Source organism: Halopenitus persicus, assembly GCF_002355635.1.
In the GTDB taxonomy this organism is placed as follows: domain Archaea; phylum Halobacteriota; class Halobacteria; order Halobacteriales; family Haloferacaceae; genus Halopenitus; species Halopenitus persicus_A.
Genome location: NZ_AP017558.1, coordinates 2,836,850 through 2,853,752 on the forward strand (window position 1 = coordinate 2,836,850; position 16,903 = coordinate 2,853,752).

19 protein-coding genes and 1 pseudogene are annotated in these 16,903 nt (G+C 68.1%); 15 read left to right on the top strand and 5 right to left on the bottom strand.

Going from position 1 to position 16,903, the window contains the following annotated elements:
* Window positions 1–4 precede the first annotated feature (4 nt).
* Window positions 5–1,570: a uracil-xanthine permease family protein gene (locus tag CPZ00_RS13770; RefSeq protein ID WP_096391733.1), complete on the bottom strand. Its 1,566-nt coding sequence runs from the start codon at window positions 1,568–1,570 to the stop codon at window positions 5–7.
* Between the two features lie 160 nt (window positions 1,571–1,730).
* Here CPZ00_RS13770 and CPZ00_RS13775 point away from each other — a divergent pair, with 160 nt between their 5' ends.
* Window positions 1,731–2,297, top strand: a complete 567-nt coding sequence (locus CPZ00_RS13775) for a thioredoxin family protein (protein ID WP_096391400.1) — start codon at window positions 1,731–1,733, stop codon at window positions 2,295–2,297.
* Between the two features lie 121 nt (window positions 2,298–2,418).
* Complete coding sequence (locus CPZ00_RS13780; protein WP_096391401.1) at window positions 2,419–3,075, top strand: lactate utilization protein; 657 nt, start codon at window positions 2,419–2,421, stop codon at window positions 3,073–3,075.
* A gap of 36 nt (window positions 3,076–3,111) precedes the next feature.
* Here CPZ00_RS13780 and CPZ00_RS13785 read toward each other — a convergent pair whose 3' ends face one another.
* On the bottom strand, window positions 3,112–3,813 hold the full coding sequence (locus tag CPZ00_RS13785; RefSeq protein ID WP_096391402.1) for a helix-turn-helix domain-containing protein: 702 nt from the start codon (window positions 3,811–3,813) through the stop codon (window positions 3,112–3,114).
* 93 nt (window positions 3,814–3,906) lie between these two features.
* Here CPZ00_RS13785 and CPZ00_RS13790 point away from each other — a divergent pair, with 93 nt between their 5' ends.
* Window positions 3,907–4,614, top strand: a complete 708-nt coding sequence (locus CPZ00_RS13790; RefSeq protein ID WP_096391734.1) for a methyltransferase family protein — start codon at window positions 3,907–3,909, stop codon at window positions 4,612–4,614.
* Between the two features lie 24 nt (window positions 4,615–4,638).
* Here the strand turns inward: CPZ00_RS13790 and CPZ00_RS13795 are convergent, their stop codons facing one another.
* Together CPZ00_RS13795 and CPZ00_RS13800 are read right to left on the bottom strand one after the other, a co-directional pair.
* Complete coding sequence (locus CPZ00_RS13795; protein WP_096391403.1) at window positions 4,639–5,079, bottom strand: RNA-binding protein; 441 nt, start codon at window positions 5,077–5,079, stop codon at window positions 4,639–4,641.
* 12 nt (window positions 5,080–5,091) lie between these two features.
* Complete coding sequence (locus CPZ00_RS13800; RefSeq protein WP_096391404.1) at window positions 5,092–5,319, bottom strand: DUF1918 domain-containing protein; 228 nt, start codon at window positions 5,317–5,319, stop codon at window positions 5,092–5,094.
* A gap of 110 nt (window positions 5,320–5,429) precedes the next feature.
* Between CPZ00_RS13800 and CPZ00_RS13805 the strand changes: the two genes are divergently transcribed.
* Window positions 5,430–5,666 carry a DUF7543 family protein gene (locus CPZ00_RS13805; RefSeq protein ID WP_096391405.1) on the top strand — a complete coding sequence of 79 codons (237 nt, stop codon included), beginning with the start codon at window positions 5,430–5,432 and terminating at the stop codon, window positions 5,664–5,666.
* Between the two features lie 34 nt (window positions 5,667–5,700).
* On the opposite strand, the gene CPZ00_RS13810 is transcribed toward CPZ00_RS13805, so the two are convergent.
* Entirely contained in the window at window positions 5,701–6,483 is a 783-nt protein-coding gene (locus tag CPZ00_RS13810) for a CBS pair associated ParBc domain-containing protein (RefSeq protein WP_096391406.1), read from the bottom strand.
* 240 nt (window positions 6,484–6,723) lie between these two features.
* On the opposite strand from CPZ00_RS13810, the gene CPZ00_RS13815 reads away from it, so the two are divergent.
* The 11 genes and pseudogenes from CPZ00_RS13815 to CPZ00_RS13855 all read left to right on the top strand — a co-directional run bounded on the left by CPZ00_RS13815 (window position 6,724) and on the right by CPZ00_RS13855 (window position 16,815).
* Window positions 6,724–7,434 (top strand): metallophosphoesterase family protein, encoded by a 711-nt coding sequence (locus CPZ00_RS13815; RefSeq protein WP_096391407.1) that lies wholly within the window; start codon window positions 6,724–6,726, stop codon window positions 7,432–7,434.
* 88 nt (window positions 7,435–7,522) lie between these two features.
* Entirely contained in the window at window positions 7,523–8,011 is a 489-nt protein-coding gene (locus CPZ00_RS13820; RefSeq protein ID WP_096391408.1) for a hypothetical protein, read from the top strand.
* A gap of 94 nt (window positions 8,012–8,105) precedes the next feature.
* Window positions 8,106–9,245: an ATP-NAD kinase family protein gene (locus CPZ00_RS13825; protein WP_096391409.1), complete on the top strand. Its 1,140-nt coding sequence runs from the start codon at window positions 8,106–8,108 to the stop codon at window positions 9,243–9,245.
* A 265-nt stretch (window positions 9,246–9,510) separates the two neighbouring features.
* Entirely contained in the window at window positions 9,511–10,539 is a 1,029-nt protein-coding gene (locus CPZ00_RS13830; RefSeq protein WP_096391410.1) for a phosphate signaling complex PhoU family protein, read from the top strand.
* Window positions 10,540–10,591: 52 nt separating this feature from the next.
* Entirely contained in the window at window positions 10,592–10,759 is a 168-nt protein-coding gene (locus CPZ00_RS15655) for a hypothetical protein (RefSeq protein ID WP_172861843.1), read from the top strand.
* A gap of 120 nt (window positions 10,760–10,879) precedes the next feature.
* Window positions 10,880–11,791 (top strand): 1,4-dihydroxy-2-naphthoyl-CoA synthase, encoded by a 912-nt coding sequence (locus CPZ00_RS13835; RefSeq protein ID WP_096391411.1) that lies wholly within the window; start codon window positions 10,880–10,882, stop codon window positions 11,789–11,791.
* Between the two features lie 66 nt (window positions 11,792–11,857).
* Window positions 11,858–12,796 carry a 1,4-dihydroxy-2-naphthoate polyprenyltransferase gene (locus tag CPZ00_RS13840; protein ID WP_096391412.1) on the top strand — a complete coding sequence of 313 codons (939 nt, stop codon included), beginning with the start codon at window positions 11,858–11,860 and terminating at the stop codon, window positions 12,794–12,796.
* Window positions 12,797–12,812: 16 nt separating this feature from the next.
* A complete protein-coding gene (locus CPZ00_RS13845; protein WP_096391413.1) occupies window positions 12,813–13,895 on the top strand; it encodes a mandelate racemase/muconate lactonizing enzyme family protein in 1,083 nt (360 codons plus the stop codon).
* 50 nt (window positions 13,896–13,945) lie between these two features.
* A complete protein-coding gene (locus CPZ00_RS16050) occupies window positions 13,946–14,080 on the top strand; it encodes a DUF7128 family protein (protein WP_021073640.1) in 135 nt (44 codons plus the stop codon).
* A 220-nt stretch (window positions 14,081–14,300) separates the two neighbouring features.
* Window positions 14,301–15,301: pseudogene (locus tag CPZ00_RS13850) on the top strand (IS630 family transposase).
* On the top strand, window positions 15,301–16,815 hold the full coding sequence (locus tag CPZ00_RS13855; RefSeq protein WP_096391414.1) for an amidase: 1,515 nt from the start codon (window positions 15,301–15,303) through the stop codon (window positions 16,813–16,815). The pseudogene CPZ00_RS13850 and the gene CPZ00_RS13855 overlap by 1 nt, the downstream one beginning before the upstream one ends.
* Window positions 16,816–16,903: the final 88 nt, after the last annotated feature.

Below are 16,903 nucleotides of genomic sequence, written 5' to 3' on the forward strand. Positions count from 1 at the left end.
GAGGTCACTCCGTGTAGCGCTCGAGAGCGGTCTGGAACTCGTGTTCCTCCTCGGAGATCGCCTCCCACTGGTCGAGGCCGCGCTCCTCGCGGGTGCCCGGGATAGTGTTGTCGAGCAGCAGGGCGACGATGCCGCCGACCGCCATCCCCGTCGAGCCGATCACGAAGACCGTGTCGGCGACGATCCGCGTGCCGAGGACCGGGCCGAGAACCGCGACCTGGCGCATCCCCTCGCGGAAGGCCGGGACGCTCTCGAGCCCGCCGAAGTACGCGGGGATCGCCAGCCCCGCGAACAGCGCGAGGCCGATCGTGAAGACGTTCCGCTGGGCGTCGAGGTCGACGTACTTGAGGTTCGAGAGGCCCACCGCCGCGATCTGGCCGAACATCGCGATGAACAGGCCGCCGATGATCGGGTCGGGGATCGTCACGATGAGTTGGCTGAACGGGCCGAAGAAACCGACGACGAGCATCACGACCGCGCCGACCTGCACGACGTACCGGGAGGCCACGCCGGTGATGCCGATCGCGCCGATGTTCTCGGAGTAGGACGTCGAGCCGTTACCCGTGCCCATGATCCCCGCGAAGACGTTGCCGATGCCCTCCATCCCGATGCCGTGGTCGATCCGTTTCCGCGACGGGGCTCCGACCCCGGCGAGTCGGGCCACCGCGAAGTAGTCGCCGTAGCTCTCGATCATCGAGGCGACGACGCCCGCGAACATGCCGACGATGTAGGCGGGCGTGAACAGCGGGAGCCCCCACTGGAAGGGAGTGATCGACAGGACGAGCGGCGCCTCGAGCGCCGACGAGGGAGCGACGTAGCCGACCTGTTCGGGGCCGTAGATCCCGGCCAGCGAGAGCGCCACGGCGACCAGATACGCCGTCACGACGCCCAGCAGGACGGGGAACAGCCGCGCGTAGCGGCTATAGGTGTCGAGATACTGCGAGAAGCCGACGATGCAGACGAGCGTGAGTCCGAGCAGCCACCAGTTCTGTCCGGGCGTCACGATCTGCGACGTGCCGAACAGCGAGAGGCCGATGAGCGCGATCACCGGAGCGACGACAACCGGCGAGAGGTACCGCTTGAGTCGGCCCATCAGTCCCGAGTAGCCGATCAGGACCTGTACCGTCGCTGCGGCGATGATCGCGCCCTGCAGTTCCCGTATCGCCAGGTCGAAGGGGCCGCCGACGGCGCCGACGATGGTGAGCGCCGGCGCCAGCAGCGCGAAGGAGGCGCCCTGCACGAGCGGGTACCGGTTCCCGACCGTGGTCTGGAGAAGGGTGGCGATCCCCGAGACGACGAAGAACGTCCCGATGAGCGTCGTCGCCTGCGCCTCGCTCGGGCCCATCGCGTTGATGAGCACCAGCGGGACGGCGATGTTCGCGCCGACCATCGTCAGGTAATGCTGGACCCCGAGGAGGAACGACTCCCCCGCGGGCGGTCTGTCCTCGATCCCGTACTCCACGAAGGAGGCGGCCTCGCGCTGGCTCGCCCGTCCTCCTTCCGGCGTCGCGCTCGTTCCACCGTCGGTCGTCGCGTCACCGTTCGTCGTCGCGTCGGTTGGGTCACTCATGTGTTGATCGTGTCCTTCCGGCGTCGTCTCGTCCGCGTTCACCCGGACAACCTGCACGTTGGTGACGCCACGACACTGATAAAGACGACGACTCGTGAAGCGCCGGTCGTCGACCGTCGGGACCCGGTCCCTTATCGGCCTCGCGGGCCAACGAACGGGTATGGTCGCGATGGAATCCGACTCCGAGCTGGAGCGTGGCGACGCCGCACCGGCCTTCGATCTTCCGGGCGCAGACGGCGACCGCTACCGGCTCGCGGACTTCGACGTCGACGCGCTGCTGGTCGTGTTCACGTGTAACCACTGTCCGTACGCGCAGGCGAAGTTCGAGCCACTGAACGCGATCGCCGCCGACTACGACGACGTCGCGGTCGTGGGGATCAACCCGAACGACGACGAGGAGTACCCGGATGACTCCCCGGATCGAATGCGGGAGCTCGTCGCCGACGGCACGATCGCCTACGACGCGTACCTTCGGGACGCGGACGCGTCGGTCGCGGCCGCCTACGGCGCGGTCTGTACTCCCGACCCCTTCCTGTTTCGGCGGGACGAGGCGGACGACACCTGGCGGCTGGCGTATCACGGCCGGCTGGACGACGCCCTCAACCCGGACGAGGAGCCCACCGAGTCGTACGTCAGACGGGCGATCGAGTCGGTTCTGGCGGGCGAGGACGTCTCGATTCCGGACCGTCCCTCGCGCGGCTGCTCGATCAAGTGGCCCGAGGAGTGACGGCCTCCCCGTCCTGATGGACGAGGCGTTCTGCTCGAACGTTCGGTAACACCGACGTCACCGGCTGATCCTCGCGTCCGCGCCTCGTTAAGTGGATGGAGGCGCTAGTAACCACCACTCGATGTCACAAACCAAGACTGACTACGTTGACGACGCCGAGATCGACGCATCGCTCGACCAGCAGCCCGACGAGGAGACGCTCTCCGAGGCGGTCTCGAACCTGGAGGCGAACGGGTTCGAGGTCGTCGTGGTCGACTCCGCCGACGAAGCCCTCGAGACCCTCCAGGATCGAATCCCGGCGGGCGCGTCGGTGATGAACGGCCATTCGACGACGCTCGAGGAGATCGGCTTCATGGAGTACCTCTCCGAGGGCGACCACGGCTGGGAGAGCCTGCCCGAGGAGATCGGGAGCATCGACGACGAGGCGGAACGGCAGACTGCCCGTCGGAAGGCGCAGACCGCCGACTACTTCCTCGGCGGCATCAACGCGGTCGCCGCCAGCGGCGAACTGGTCGCAGCCGACCAGTCCGGCAGCCGCATCGGCGCCTACCCCTTCGCCGCCGGGAACGTGCTCATCGTCAGCGGCGTGAACAAGGTCGTTCCGACGCTCGATGACGCCCTCGACCGGCTCGAGTCGGTCGCGTATCCCCTCGAAAACGAGCGCGCGAACGAGGCCTACGGCGTCGGATCCGCGATCGCGAAGCAGCTGATCTTCCGCCGGGAGATGGCCGAGGGACGGACGACCGTCGTGCTGGTGCGGGACGAGCTCGGCTACTGATCCGCGGTTGACGACGCCGTTCGTATCGCCTCCCTGCTATCGACCCACGAGGTGACCCATTACGGTCGCTTCGGCCTTTCTGAGGTGTTCCGCGGCCGTGCCCGTCGAGACGCCGAGCTCGTCGGCGACCTCGGACACCGTCCCGGCCCGCGGCGAGTCGTAGTACCCGTGTTCGACCGCGGCCGTCACGGCTGCACGCTGTCGCTCCGTGAGCGTCGTCGCCTGCTCCGCGGGCGCCGCCGCGTCGGGCTCCACGAGTCCCGCGGTCACGGGATCCGCGTATCGATCGTAGGGGCCGACGGACCGGACGGTCGCTGACAGGCCCTCGGGCAGGTCCTCGACTGCGGCGGCCACGTCCTCCACAGTCCCGACGAGCGTCAGATCCGTCGTGCCGTCGGGGTTGAAGCGGATCGGCGGGACGATGACGAGGGTCCCCCGTGCGAACGCCGCGATGTAGCTCTCGTCGGCCGGCGTCGCCTCGTCGCGGACGCAGCAGTGGAACACGCCGTTCGTGGCCGGAGTGAGGGCGTAGTCGATCGTCGACTCGCGGGCTACGAGCTTCGCTCGGAACGGTTCCGGATCGCCGACGATCCGAAAGACGAACGCGTTCGTCCCGTCGAGCACTGCGTTCCAGTACCGGAGCTCCGCGCGCTCGATCCGGTCGTGGGCCATCTCGAAGGCGTGCATCGGATGGCGCGTTCCCGGGTCGTGGCTGATCCGAACGCGAGCGTAGCGCATCTCGATCCCGCATCTTCGGCAGACATATAAATAAGTCCCGCAGCAGTGAGGCAGCAGCCTCGCCCCTTCGGAACGCCATCGATCGATCGTATGATGCCGACGAATCTCGGTACGACGCTGGCGGAGTTCGGTACGACGCTGGCGGAGTTCGGTACGACGCTGGCGGAGTTCGGTACGACGCCGACGGAACTCGCGTTCGGGGCCGGCCTGGCGTCGGCTCTGGGCGTGTACGTGATCGTGCTGGGAACGCTGCTGACCGATCGGGAGTGGTGGCCCCCCGGCGACCGCACGCCGGCGTACTACTGTCACTGGACGTTCGTGGCGGTCTTCGACGCCTCGTTCCTCGCCACCGCGGTCCTCGAGTGGGGGACGTGGGGGCTGCCCCGCGCCGTGACGGTTACGGGCGTCGTGCTCGCGCTCTGTGGGACCGCGGTCTTCGCGTGGGGCGCGCGAACGATGCGTTCGGCGGAGACGATGGGCGTCACCGGCGACCTCTACACCGGCGGCCCGTACGCGTACACGCGCAACCCGCAATACGTCGGGATGATCGTCGGCGTGACGGGGTTCGCCGTGGCCGCGGACGCGGCGCCGGTCGCGGTACTCGCCGCGGTGCACGTCGGCTGGGTGCTGCTCCTACCGCGGGCGGAGGAGCCGCACCTGCGGGTCTCGTTCGGCGAGACGTACGACCGCTACGCCGAACGCGTCCCGCGGTTCCTCGGCGTGCGAACGCTCAGACGAGCGGTACAGGGTGGCGAGGATGGGGGCCGGTCGGGGACGATGGGTACCGAGCGGGATCAATGAGTCGACCGAGCGGAAGGTGGTCGCTCAGTTCTCGTCGCCGCGGTGGCGCTCGAGCAGTTCGCGGGCGTTCTCGACCGCCGTCTCCTGCTTGGCCGGGTAGGCCTCGACCTTCGCGCGGAGGGTGATCCCGTCGCCGAGTCGGACGTCGCCGCGGAACGCCGCCTGTTTGTCGAGCCGGAGGAACAGCGAACAGTTCTCGTCGACGCGCTCGTCGAGTTCGCCGATCACCCGATCGAGACGCTCGAGGTCGCCGAGCGCGTCGAGAACGTGGCGCATCTCGTCGGCCGTCTCGACCCGGGCGGACAGGACCACGATCCGGTCGCCGTGGTGTCCGACGTTCTCGACGCGCTCGATCGCGGCATCCTCGGGGAGAAACGTCTCCAGCGCCGCGGTGACGCGTTTCTCGTCCTCGGTTGCGTAGCAGAACGTTCGGAGCTCGACGTAATGCAGCGGAACCCGGGCCATCGTGACGTCGCGTTACTCCTCGTCGGCTTCGTCGGCAGCGTCGTCGGCGTCGGCAGCCTCCTCGTCGGCCGCCTCGAGCGCCTCCGCGGGGACGCCGGTCTCCTGACCGTCCTCGAAGCTCACGGTGTACGTGGCGTCGCCGAACATCGTGTCCATCTTCTGGGTGATCGTGCCGACCTCCCCGTCGTACTCGCTGTGTTTGTCGCTCAGCACGACGGCGTCGTCCTTCTCGAAGCTCATACGACCACGTTAAAAGGGCGACCCTAAAAGCACGTGGATCCGCGGTCGTTCGGGGTTCGGCTCGACCCGCGATCGGGGTCCTTTAGCGCCTGCCGCCCGGCCAGTCGCGTATGAGCTGGCGCGTTCGGCGCGACCGGGACGGCATCACCGAGTGGGAACGATCCGACGGCCTCGCGTCGATCCGCAAACGCGAGCGCGGCGACGGAGAAGGCTACGTCGTCCGGATCGATCGGCTCGAACAGGCGCCGGCGGGCCGGACCTACCGCCGCGAGTCGGTCGCGGATGCGGCCGCCGCCGACGCGCTCGTCGACGAATGGAAGGCGGCGTTCGAACGGTCCGAGGCCTAGGCGACCCCCGCGAGCGGTCTCGCCGGTGCGGCCGTTACTGCAGCCGTTTCGTCGCCTCCACGAGCGGGTGGCGCGCGTAGTCGACGACCTCGATGTCCGACAGCGAGTCGAGTCCCTCCTGACGGGCGGTCTGGGCCATGCCGAGTTCGACCGGCTCGTCGAGGACGACCACGTAGGCGTCCATCTCCGCCAGCCCGATCTCCTGGGCGGCCATCACGCGGTGGTGGCCGTCGGCGAGGTAGAGGTCGCCGTCGTTGTCGATGACCACGAGCGGCTCGGCGAGCCCGTTCTCCAGCTCGTACTCGCGTCCCTCGAGCTCGTCGGCGTACACGCGCGCCTGCGTCGGCGTCAGTCGATCGAGCCGAACGGTGCGGCGCTCCTCCTCGACGCCCACCCCGTGGATCTGCTCGAGAGTTCGCATCAGCTTCCCCACCTTCTGGGGGGTGGCCCGCTCGATCTGCGACCGGACGACGTCCGTGTTCGAGATGATGCCGACGAGGTTGCCGGCGTCGTCGACGACCGGCAGCTTCTGGATGCCCGACCGGAGGATCACCCGGGCGACGTCGGTGATCTTCATGTCCGGATGGGACACCACCAGGTCCTCGGACATCACGGTGAATATTTGCGCGTTCTCGTCGGCCAGCAGGAGGTCCCGTGCCGACACGAACCCCTGTACCGTTCGCCCCTGGGTGACGGGGAATCCGTTGTGGCCGTCGGAATCGATGATCCGTTGTGCGACCTCGGCGACCGTGTCGTCGGGCGCGACGGTCTTGACCTCGCGCGTCATGTACTCCCCGACGGTGGGCTTGCCGCTCATCGTCGGGCGTATGGGCGGCGTGCTTAAAAGGGTGCGCCGAGGTCCACGGCCGGCACAGTAGCGTGGTAACGGAGGACGACCGGGGTGCACGGGCTCGAGATCGCGGGCGTGGAAACGACGTCTTGATGCACTCACCGGTTCGTTCTCGACTGCGACCCCCGAGGGGCGACCGGCATCAGCGGCGATCGCAGCGAGCCGGTCAGGTCACCTTTTAAGCCGGATGGGGATCGATCCGGACGTATGCGAGTCGGACTGATCGCCGACGTCCACGCCAACCTCCCGGCGCTGGAGTCGGTGTGGGCGGATATGCCGGCGGTCGATTCGGTCGTCTGTGCCGGCGACGTCGTCGGGTACAACCCGTGGCCGGCCGAGTGCGTCGAGCGGGTTCGGGAGATCGCCGACGCGGTGGTGGTCGGTAACCACGACCGCACCGTCGAACGCCCGCACGAGTACGCGGCCAACCGGATGGCCGAGGCCGGCCTCGAACACGCCAACCGGGAGCTAACCGACGCACAGCGCGAGTGGCTCGCCGACCGCCCGCGGTCGGTGACGGTCGCCGACGGCGACCTGCTCGTGGTCCACGACCACCCCACCATCCAGGACAAATACGTCTATCCGTCCGAGTTCCCGGCCCTGCGCCGCCATCTGGACGACTACCGGGGGCTCGTCCTCGGGCACACGCACGTGCAACATCGGGAGACCGTCGACGGGAGGGTCATCGTCAATCCCGGCAGCGTCGGCCAGCCCCGGGACGGGGACCCCCGAGCCGCCTACGCGGTCCTCGAGACCGATGCGAACGCGGAGGGATCGAACTCGGGGGACGAATCACCCCCCGAGCCGATGACGGTCGACCTGCACCGCGTCGAGTACGACGTCGACCGCGTCGTCGACCGGATCGCTGACGTCGGGCTCCCCGAACGGACCGGGAGCCGACTTCGGAAGGGGGAGTGACGGCCGGATCGGTCGCTGGCTGCCGAATCGGCTCGGAGCTGGTTTTTCGACCGAAACGTTCACGGGCCGACTCCGAAACGATCACCGCGTGAACGTCGCTGCCCTCCTCCCGATCGTCGCCGGGATCGCCGCGGTCGCCATCGGCGTGACGCGCCGGCTGTCGATGCTCCTGATCGAGCTCGACGGCGCGACCCTCGCACCCCGGCTGCTGGCGCTGACCACCCTCGGCGGTCGGTTCGTCTCGTTCCTCGCCGTGTACGGCCTCGTCCTCGGGACGGCGTATCTGGTCGGTCGGCGGGACGAATCGAGGAGGGGCGAAACCCGGAAGGGCGAAACCCGGAAGGGCGAAACCCGGAAGGCCGAAGCCGGGACCATCCTCCGAACCGATCGCGTCCTCTCCGCGGGCGGCATCGCCGCGCTCGCCCATCTGCTCACGGCCGGCGCGATCCTGCTTGTCGTCGAGCTGGCGCAATCGTGGATCGTCACCGCCGCGGTGCTCGTCGGATCGAGCGTCGGCGTCGGGGTCCAGATCGCGGTCGTCGTGGTCGCCGGACTGGCGCTCGGTGTCCGTCGGTGAGGAAGCTCATCTCGTCGATGGGGGAACACATCTCGTCGGTGAACGGATGAGGCGACTCCGGGTCCTTTAGGACCGCGCCGGCCCCAGACCCGGTATGCACATCGGCGTCGTGATGAACCCGATCGCGGGGATGGGCGGTCGCGTCGGGCTGAAGGGAACCGACGACAAGGTCGCGGAGGCGCGCGAGCGCGGCGCGGAGCCGCGGTCGCCGGACCGTGCCCGCCGGATGCTGACGCGGCTCGCCGAACACGACGCGTCGATCCGGATCTCGACCGCCGGGGAGCCGATGGGCGCGTCGATCGTCCGGGATGCGGGGTTCGACCCCGAGGTCGTGTACGATCCGGACTCGGGGTTGCCGGCGGACGTGGGCCTGCCGGAGGGAGGCGAGGACGACGAAGCTGCCACGTCCAGCGACGACCGGTACGCGAACGCGTCGACGAGCGCTGCCGACACGACCGCCGCGGTCGAGGCGTTCGCGGCGGCCGGCGTCGATCTCGTCCTCTTCGTCGGCGGCGACGGGACGGCCGCCGACGTCGCGACCGCCCTCCAGGGAACGGAGACGCCGATGCTCGGCGTTCCGGCCGGCGTCAAGGTCTACTCGTCGGTGTTCGCGGTCTCGCCGGAGGACGCCGCCGACGTCGCGGTCACCTTCGACCGCACCGAGCGTCGGGAGGTGATGGACATCGACGAGGACGACTACCGCGAGGGGGAGGTGTCCCCGGAGCTGCGGGCGGTCGCGTCCGTGCCGGTCGCCGACGCGCTCCAGTCGTCCAAACAGCTCGGGGGCGGCACGGTCGAGGCGCTCGCGGAGGGCGTTGCCCGCGACGTCGAGCCGGGCGTGACCTACGTTCTCGGCCCGGGGTCGACCGTCGGCGCGATCAAGGCCGAGCTCGGCTTCGATCCGACGCCCATCGGCGTCGACGTCTGGCGCGACGGCGAGGTGCTCGTCCGCGACGCGACCGAGTCGCAGATCCTCGAGGCGCTCGGCGAGGAGAACGTCATCGTCGTCTCGCCGATCGGCGGCCAGGGGTTCGTCTTCGGGCGCGGGAACCCGCAGCTGTCGCCGGCGGTGATCCGACGGTGTGACGTCTCGATCGTCGCCTCCCGGAGCAAGCTCGACGAGCTGTCCGTCCTCCGGGTCGACACCGACGATCCGGAGCTCGACGCGGCGCTTCGCGGCTGGACCCGCGTGCGGATCGGCGCCTTCGAGACGCGGATGATCGAGATCGTTTGAGAGTCCGTCGCTTTAGGCGCCCCGCTCCGGATCCCGCCCGACTCCATTTATATACTCTCGCGGCTGCGTTTATATACCTTCGCGGCTCAATTTCTCTACTTTCCCGGCTGCGTTTATATACCGGTCCGATTTCGTGTCCGAACCGCCCGGTTCGTCCCGATCGGTACCTTCGCGTTCCGGATCCCGAATTATCCCTTGTATTTTTCGAGGCGTGTATAATTGTCATAGGGATAGGGTTAAGGTCGCTGACGCGATACCGACGGGTATGGAAACGCGGAAGGTTCAGCGGCTCGGTCCCTCGACGCTGGCGATGACGCTGCCGGCCGAATGGGCGAGCGAGCACGACGTCGACAAGGGCGACGAGGTCTCGATCCGGATGGGCGGCACGGGGACGCTGACGGTACTCCCCGAGTCGGCCAACACCGAGGAGTCGGAGGCGACGATCTACGCGGACGACCTCGACTCGGGCGCGGTCGAGCGGGCAATCGTGGCCCAGTACGTGCTCGGGCGGCGGGTGATCCACGTCGAGAGCGACGGCCCGCTCGGCAGCGACCACATCAACGCCGTCTATCGCGCGGAGACCCAGCTGATGGGTCTCGGCGTCATCGAGGAGACGCCCGAGAGCATCGCGATCCGCTGTTCGGTCGATCCGGAGGACTTCACCCTGAACAACCTGCTGCAGCGGCTCGAGAACACCGGCTCGACGATGCGCGGCGAGGCGATCAAGGCCCTGGCCCACGGGGACACCGACCTCGCCCAGCGCGCGCTCAACCGGGAGCGACAGGCGAACAAGATTTTCGTGTTGCTGCTCCGGCTGATCTTCACCTCCTATCAGAACCCGGCGTTGACCCAGGCCGTCGGGCTCGATTCGGGGTTCCCGCTCATCGGCTACCGGTCGGTCGCGAAGAACCTGGAGCTCACCGCGGACAACGCCGAGGACATCGCGGAGATCGCCTTGGAGACCGACGGCGAATCGCTCGCCGTCGAGCAGTCGACGATGCGGCGGATCCGAGAGTTCACCGACCAGGTCGACGAGCTCACGGAGCTTGCGGTCCGGTCGGTCGTCGAGCGGGATTACGACCTCACCGTCGAGTGCCGGCACCTGTTCCGGGACATCAGCGACCGCGAGTCGGAGATCCTGGACGACCTCTCCGAGATGGACAACGAGGACCTACTCAGGGTCCGGGAGGTGCTCGTCAGCCTCCAGCACACCGCCGAGTACGCGATGCGGAACGCCGAGATCGCCGCCAACCTCGCCCTCAACGAGGAGTCCGAGCACGTCAAGATCGAGTAGCGGAACGTCCGCTCGACGCGGACCTTATAAGGTGCCGCGCCGAACCGACGATATGAGCGAGGACCTTCCGGAGGCCGTCGAGCGCTTCCTCGACGAGACCGACACGGCGATCGCCGAGTACGACCAGGGATACGCCGACGCCGACGCGACGCTGTCGGTTGTTCGTGACCACGTCGAAACGCTCCGCGAGGCGGCCGCGAACGGGGAGGACGGACGGTAGCCCCGCCCCCGCCCGCTCGGACCCCGACGGTGCAGCCGTGTGGCCGATTCGACCAGCCACGAGCGGCTACGCCGCCGTGCGACTCGTCGCTTTTTATACGGCCGCGCGCCGATCGACCGTATGGTTTCGCCGATCTTCGATGCGGACGCCTGGGAGCCGGTGACCGACGAGTTCGAGGACATCACCTACCACCGCGGCGTCGACGTTCCCGCGGTTCGGATCGCCTTCGACCGGCCCGGCGTCAGAAACGCGTTCCGGCCGGGAACGGTCGACGAGCTGTACGCGGCCCTCGACCACGCGCGCAAGCAGGCCGACGTCGGCTGCGTGCTCCTGACCGGGAACGGACCCTCCCCGAAGGACGGCGGCTGGGCCTTCTGTGCGGGCGGCGACCAGTCGGTTCGGGGCGGCTCCGGCTACGAGTACCGCGACGACGACGAGGCGGCCGACGAGGAGGACGAACTCGTCCGGGAGGCGAAGGCCGGCCGGCTCCACATCCTCGAGGTGCAGCGGCTCATCCGCTTCATGCCCAAACCGGTCGTCGCCGTCGTTCCGGGCTGGGCCGTGGGCGGCGGCCACTCCCTGCACGTGGTCTGTGACCTCACGCTCGCCAGCGAGTCGGAGGCCAAGTTCCTCCAGACCGATCCCGACGTCGCCTCCTTCGACGGCGGCTTCGGTTCGGCGTATCTCGCCAAACAGATCGGCCAGAAGAAGGCGCGCGAGGTCTTCTTCCGCGGGAAGACCTACTCCGCCGACGAGGCCGAGGAGATGGGGATGGTCAACGAGGCCGTCCCCCACGAGGATCTCGAGACGGTCGCGCTGGAGTGGGCCGACGAGATGACCCGGAAGAGCCCGACCGCAATGCGGATGCTGAAGTACGCGTTCAACATGGCCGACGACGGGCTCGTCGGCCAGCAGGTCTTCGCCGGGGAGGCGACCCGGCTGGCGTACATGACTCCGGAAGCCCGGGAGGGTCGCGACGCGTTCCTCGAGGGGCGCGAGCCCGAGTTCCGGGAGTACCCCTGGCACTACTGAGGACCGTCGACGGCAACTCGATCGGGGATGGCAACCTTCAGGGAGGCCGGCAGCCAACGCTCGACAATGAGTGCAACGGAGGTCTCGCGGACGAAGGCGTGGGTCCTCGCCGCGCGGCCGCAGACGCTGCCGGTGGCGGCCGCGCCGGTGCTCGTCGGGGTCGGCCTGGCCATCCACGACGGCGTCTTCGCGCCGCTGCCGGCGTTGGCCGCGTTCGTCGGGGGCGCACTGATCCAGATCGGCACGAACTTCGCGAACGACTACTACGACGCCCTCCAGGGAGCCGACACCGCCGACCGGGAGGGGTTCACCCGGGTGACCGCATCGGGGATCATCGAGCCGCCGGCGGTCAAGCGGGCGATGTGGATCACGTTCGCGCTGGCGATCCTCGTGGGGCTCTATCTCGTCTCCGTCGGCGGCGTCGCGATCCTTCTGGTCGGGCTCGCCTCGATCGCCGCCGGGATCGCCTACACCGGCGGCCCGTATCCGCTGGGGTACCACGGGCTGGGAGACCTCTTCGTCTTCGTCTTCTTCGGGGTCGTCGCCGTGACGGGGACCTACTACGTCCAGGCCGCGGCGCTGGTCGCGTCGGCGTTCCCGACCGAACTCGTCGCCGCGGGCCTGTCGGTCGACGCCCTGATCGCGAGCCTGCCGATCGCCGCCATCGCGACGAACGTCCTCGTGGTCAACAACGTCCGGGACCGCGAGGAGGACGTCCGAACCGGCAAGCGGACGCTCGCGGTGCGGTTCGGCTATCGCTTCTCACGCCTGCAGTTCGTCGCGCTGACCGCGCTCGCGTACGTCGTCCCCGTCTGGTTCGCGGTCGGACCGACCGGATACGGTCTCGCGGCCCTCGCCCCGCTGGCCACCCTGCCGCGTGCCGCGTCGATCGTGGACACGATCCGCACCGAGACGTCCGGCGAGGCGCTCAACCCCGCCCTCGAGCGGACCGGCAAGTGGCTCGCAGCCTACGCCGCCCTGTTCGGGCTCGGGCTGGCGGTGTGACCGGGAGGAACCACGGATGCGCCTGACCGCCGTCTCGCTCGAACTCGACAGCCCGCTGCGGACCGCCAGCGCCGAGATCCTCGAGCGGGAGGGCTGGCTCGTCGGCCTCGAGCCTGACGCCGACGACGTCCCCGCCCGCGGCGTCGGCGAGGCGATGCCGCTGCCCGGCTGGACCGAATCGGCCGCGACGTGTGAGGCCGCGCTGACGACCGCGGACGACGACGGCTTCGACGCCGGGAGCGGCGCCGCATCCGACGCTCGGATCCCGGACGCGGACACCCCCGCCGCACGCCACGGAGTCACGCTGGCGCGGGCGGACGCGATCGCCCGTGCCGACGACCGACGACTGACCGACCACCTCGCCGAATCGGTCGGGTTCCCGGCGCCGTCCCCGGCGACGAGCGTGCCGGTCAACGCCACCGTGGGTGAGGGCTCGACGGCGGCGGCCACGCGAGCGGCCAGCCGAGCGGTCGAGGACGGCTACGAGGCATTGAAGCTGAAGGCCGGGTCGCGACCGCTCGCGGACGACCTGGACCGGGTGCGGGCGGTCCGTCGCGAGGTCGGTCCCGCCGTCGAGATCCGGGTCGACGCCAACGGCGCCTGGGATCGCGGAACTGCTCGGCGAGCGCTCGACGCGATGGCCGACATCGGCGTGAGTTACGTCGAACAGCCGCTTCCGGCGAGCGACCTGAAGGGGCACGTCGATCTCCGGAACGAGCTCCCGATCGACGTGGCGCTCGACGAGTCCGTCCGCGAGTTCGGCGTCGATCGGGTCCTGGAGTCCGGCGCCGCGGACGTGATCATTTATAAGCCGATGGTCTTGGGCGGCGTCGACCGAACGGTCGAGGCGGCTCGACGGGCCCGGGACGCGGGCGTCGAGCCGATCGTCACGACGACGATCGACGGCGCGGTCGCGCGCACCGCTGCGGTGCATGCGGCGGCCGCGATCCCCGAGGTTCGTCCCTGTGGACTGGCGACCGGGTCGCTGCTTCGGACCGACCTCGTCGCCGACCCCGCGCCGGTCGAGCGCGGAGCGATCGACGTCCCCGAGGGACCGGGGATCGCCGGCGACGCGTTCGACGACCGCGTGTTCGAGTGACGGACGTCGGCGGGGCAACCTAAAAGTCGCTCGCCCACGAATCACGGGGTATGGTCACGACTACCGAACGGGACGGCGCGACGTGGTTCGCGTGCGAGGTGTGCGGAATGCTCTTCGACGACCGCGAGGACGCGACCCAGCACGAACGGTCCTGTGAGGGGGAGGATCCGACGTATCTGCAGTAGCCGGGTCGGAACGACCACGGTTCGCCGGCGATCGACCGACCCCGCCGGCGATCGACTGACCCCGCCGGCGATCGACCGACCCCGCCGGCGTCGAGTGAGTGTCTGCACCTGCCGACGCCCCGCCAACTTATATGTCGTGTGGTGTCGTACCATTGGACGAACCGTGAGCGACCTATAGTAATCGTTAGAACTTTCCGCTCAAAGGTTGTTACTATACTCAATGGATCATCTCGACGAGATCTCCGTCGAAGAACTCCAAGACGCCCTCAACAATATTGACGGAAACAAGCCGATTCAACGGTTGTTAGCGGCGATCGCGTACAAAAACGGTGTGACGCAGACCGAACTTGCAGAGTGGCATGACACCGGGCGAAGAACGATCTACAGCTGGTTGATGCGACTTGATACAGACGAACCGCTTGAGCAAGCTGTTTCCGATGCTCATCGATCTGGGAGAAAACGAAAGCTCTCAGAATCACAGCAAAAAGAGTTCGAACGAACTGTTTATGAACCACCCGAGGAAGTCGGGATCGACGCGCCGGCGTGGACACCGGCGCTCGTCCAAGATTTTCTCGAAGAAACCTACGGCGTTGAGTACTCTGCCCCGAGTTGTCGGCGGTTACTGAAAGAAGCTGGACTCAGCTATCAAAAACCTCGACGTACAGCCGCTGAATCTGAGGAATCCGACCAAGACGAGTTCTACGACGAGATCAAAAAAAGCGGCGGGAAATGGACGCCACAGTAGTGTGTATCGATCAAACCAAGAAATCAGTCCAGGTCGAGCCGCGTGCCGCGTGATTTCCGCGTGGCACGCGGCCCTCCGTCGAATTGTCCGGGTAGCGGGACTGGACGTGCTTGCTCGGCGCGATCACCGAGGATGGTGATCGGTTCTTCTCCCGATGTACAGAGTACATCACCGCAGATCACGCAAAACATTTCATTTTAGCACTCTGTGAAGAATTTGAAGATGATCTGATTATCGTTCTCGATGGTGCACCGTATTTCCAGGCGTCGGCCGTCACGGAGCTGGCGGCCCGTGACGACCTCGCCTTCGTGACGCTTCCCCCGTACTCACCGGAGTTGAACCCAGTCGAGGAATGCTGGAGACAGCTCCAAGCAGCCCTCAGCAACCGGTTCTTTGACTCACTCGACGAACTGACAACAGCGATCGACACCGCTCTTGATCAGATCTCGATCCCAAATGTGAGTAACTATTTCTAGTGACTACTATACGTCCACCGACGACCGACGAGATCGAACGCTACGCCGCAGCCCACCACATGGACCTCTCCGAGGAGGAGGTCGAGGAGTTGGCGGCCGTCATTCCGGACCTGCTCGGCGCCTACGAGCGGCTCGACGAGCTGTCCGCCTCGAAGCCGCCGGTCCGATATCCCGACCGGGAGCAAGGGTCGGAGCCGACCGCCGACGAGGATCCACTGAACGCGGTCATTCGGACGTGTACCGTCGAGGGATCGGACTCGGGGGTCCTGGAGGGGTACGACGTCGGGCTGAAGGACAACGTCTCGCTGGCCGGCGTCGAGATGACCTTCGGCTCGGACGTGATTCCGGGCTACGTGCCGGAGATCGACGCGACGATCGTCACCCGGATGCTCGACGAGGGCGCCCGGATCACGAGCAAGTTGAACATGGAGAACCTCGCGTTCTCCGGCAGCGGCGAGATGTCCGCGTACGGCCACGCGTTGAACCCCCACGACCGGGACCACCTCGCCGGCGGCTCCTCGAGCGGCTCCACGGCCGCGGTCGCGGACGGCACCGTCGACGTCTCGATCGGCGGCGACCAGGCCGGATCGATCCGCATCCCGGCCGCCTGGTGCGGCGTCGTCGGCCACAAGCCGACCCACGGGCTCGTCCCGTACACCGGGATCCTCGGGCTCGGCTGCTCGTTCGACCACACCGGGCCGCTCGCCCGGACCGTCCGCGATTGCGCGCGCGTCCTCGAGGCCATCGCCGGAAAGGACCCGCTCGATCCCCGACAGGGAGCCGTGCCGACGCAGTCGTACGCCGACGCCGTCGCGTCCGACCCGGACCCGGCGGACCTCACCGTCGGCGTGCTCGAGGAAGGGTTCGGCCACGAGCAAAGCGAGTCGGGCGTCGACGGGACGGTCGAGGCAGCGCTCGACGACCTCGCGGACGCTGGCGCGACCGTCACCGAGGTCTCGGTGCCGATGCATCTGGACGGGCTTCCGATCTGGAACGGGATCGCCAACGAGGGCACGACTGCGACGATCAACGGCGAGGGAATCGGCCACTTCGGGAACGGCTACTACGACGCCGACCTGATGGCGGCCTTCGCCGAGGCCCGTCGGGAGAACGCGGACCGGTATCCGCCGACGATCAAGCTGGTCGCCACGCTCGGGGAGTACCTCGCCGAGGAGTACCACAGCCACTACTACGCGAAGGCGCAAAACCTCTCGTTGGACCTGGCGGACGCCTACGACGAGACGCTGGCGGACGTGGACGTCCTCGCGATGCCGACGACGCCCCAGACGGCCCACGAGCGCATTCCCGAGCCCAGCCGGCTCCAGATCCTCGAACGCGCGGTGAACATGCTCCCGAACACCGCGCCGTTCGACGTGACCGGCCATCCGGCGATCTCGGTTCCCGCGGGCACCAGCGAGGGTCTGCCGGTCGGGTTGATGTTCGTCGGCGAGCGCTTCGACGACGCGACCGTCCTGCAGGCCGGGCGGCTCCTGGAGCACCGCGTGGAGGTCTGATACCTCCCGGGTGACCCCGTCGGACGTCAAGCACCGTCACGACGTCAATCAGGCGTCACGTCCGCCCTTGCTGACGATCGGCACGGGA

What these genes read in the sequence shown, in the direction of transcription:
- CPZ00_RS13785 (WP_096391402.1), bottom strand. Translation starts at nt 3,813, where the DNA reads ATGCGCTACGCTCGCGTTCGGATCAGCCACGACCCGGGAACGCGCCAT.
- CPZ00_RS13810 (WP_096391406.1), bottom strand. Translation starts at nt 6,483, where the DNA reads ATGAGCGGCAAGCCCACCGTCGGGGAGTACATGACGCGCGAGGTCAAG.
- CPZ00_RS13770 (WP_096391733.1), bottom strand. Translation starts at nt 1,570, where the DNA reads ATGAGTGACCCAACCGACGCGACGACGAACGGTGACGCGACGACCGAC.
- CPZ00_RS15655 (WP_172861843.1), top strand. Translation starts at nt 10,592, where the DNA reads ATGAGCGAGGACCTTCCGGAGGCCGTCGAGCGCTTCCTCGACGAGACC.
- CPZ00_RS16050 (WP_021073640.1), top strand. Translation starts at nt 13,946, where the DNA reads ATGGTCACGACTACCGAACGGGACGGCGCGACGTGGTTCGCGTGCGAG.
- CPZ00_RS13815 (WP_096391407.1), top strand. Translation starts at nt 6,724, where the DNA reads ATGCGAGTCGGACTGATCGCCGACGTCCACGCCAACCTCCCGGCGCTG.
- CPZ00_RS13780 (WP_096391401.1), top strand. Translation starts at nt 2,419, where the DNA reads ATGTCACAAACCAAGACTGACTACGTTGACGACGCCGAGATCGACGCA.
- CPZ00_RS13830 (WP_096391410.1), top strand. Translation starts at nt 9,511, where the DNA reads ATGGAAACGCGGAAGGTTCAGCGGCTCGGTCCCTCGACGCTGGCGATG.
- CPZ00_RS13795 (WP_096391403.1), bottom strand. Translation starts at nt 5,079, where the DNA reads ATGGCCCGGGTTCCGCTGCATTACGTCGAGCTCCGAACGTTCTGCTAC.
- CPZ00_RS13840 (WP_096391412.1), top strand. Translation starts at nt 11,858, where the DNA reads ATGAGTGCAACGGAGGTCTCGCGGACGAAGGCGTGGGTCCTCGCCGCG.
- CPZ00_RS13845 (WP_096391413.1), top strand. Translation starts at nt 12,813, where the DNA reads ATGCGCCTGACCGCCGTCTCGCTCGAACTCGACAGCCCGCTGCGGACC.
- CPZ00_RS13790 (WP_096391734.1), top strand. Translation starts at nt 3,907, where the DNA reads ATGCCGACGAATCTCGGTACGACGCTGGCGGAGTTCGGTACGACGCTG.
- CPZ00_RS13835 (WP_096391411.1), top strand. Translation starts at nt 10,880, where the DNA reads ATGGTTTCGCCGATCTTCGATGCGGACGCCTGGGAGCCGGTGACCGAC.
- CPZ00_RS13825 (WP_096391409.1), top strand. Translation starts at nt 8,106, where the DNA reads ATGCACATCGGCGTCGTGATGAACCCGATCGCGGGGATGGGCGGTCGC.
- CPZ00_RS13800 (WP_096391404.1), bottom strand. Translation starts at nt 5,319, where the DNA reads ATGAGCTTCGAGAAGGACGACGCCGTCGTGCTGAGCGACAAACACAGC.
- CPZ00_RS13775 (WP_096391400.1), top strand. Translation starts at nt 1,731, where the DNA reads ATGGTCGCGATGGAATCCGACTCCGAGCTGGAGCGTGGCGACGCCGCA.
- CPZ00_RS13805 (WP_096391405.1), top strand. Translation starts at nt 5,430, where the DNA reads ATGAGCTGGCGCGTTCGGCGCGACCGGGACGGCATCACCGAGTGGGAA.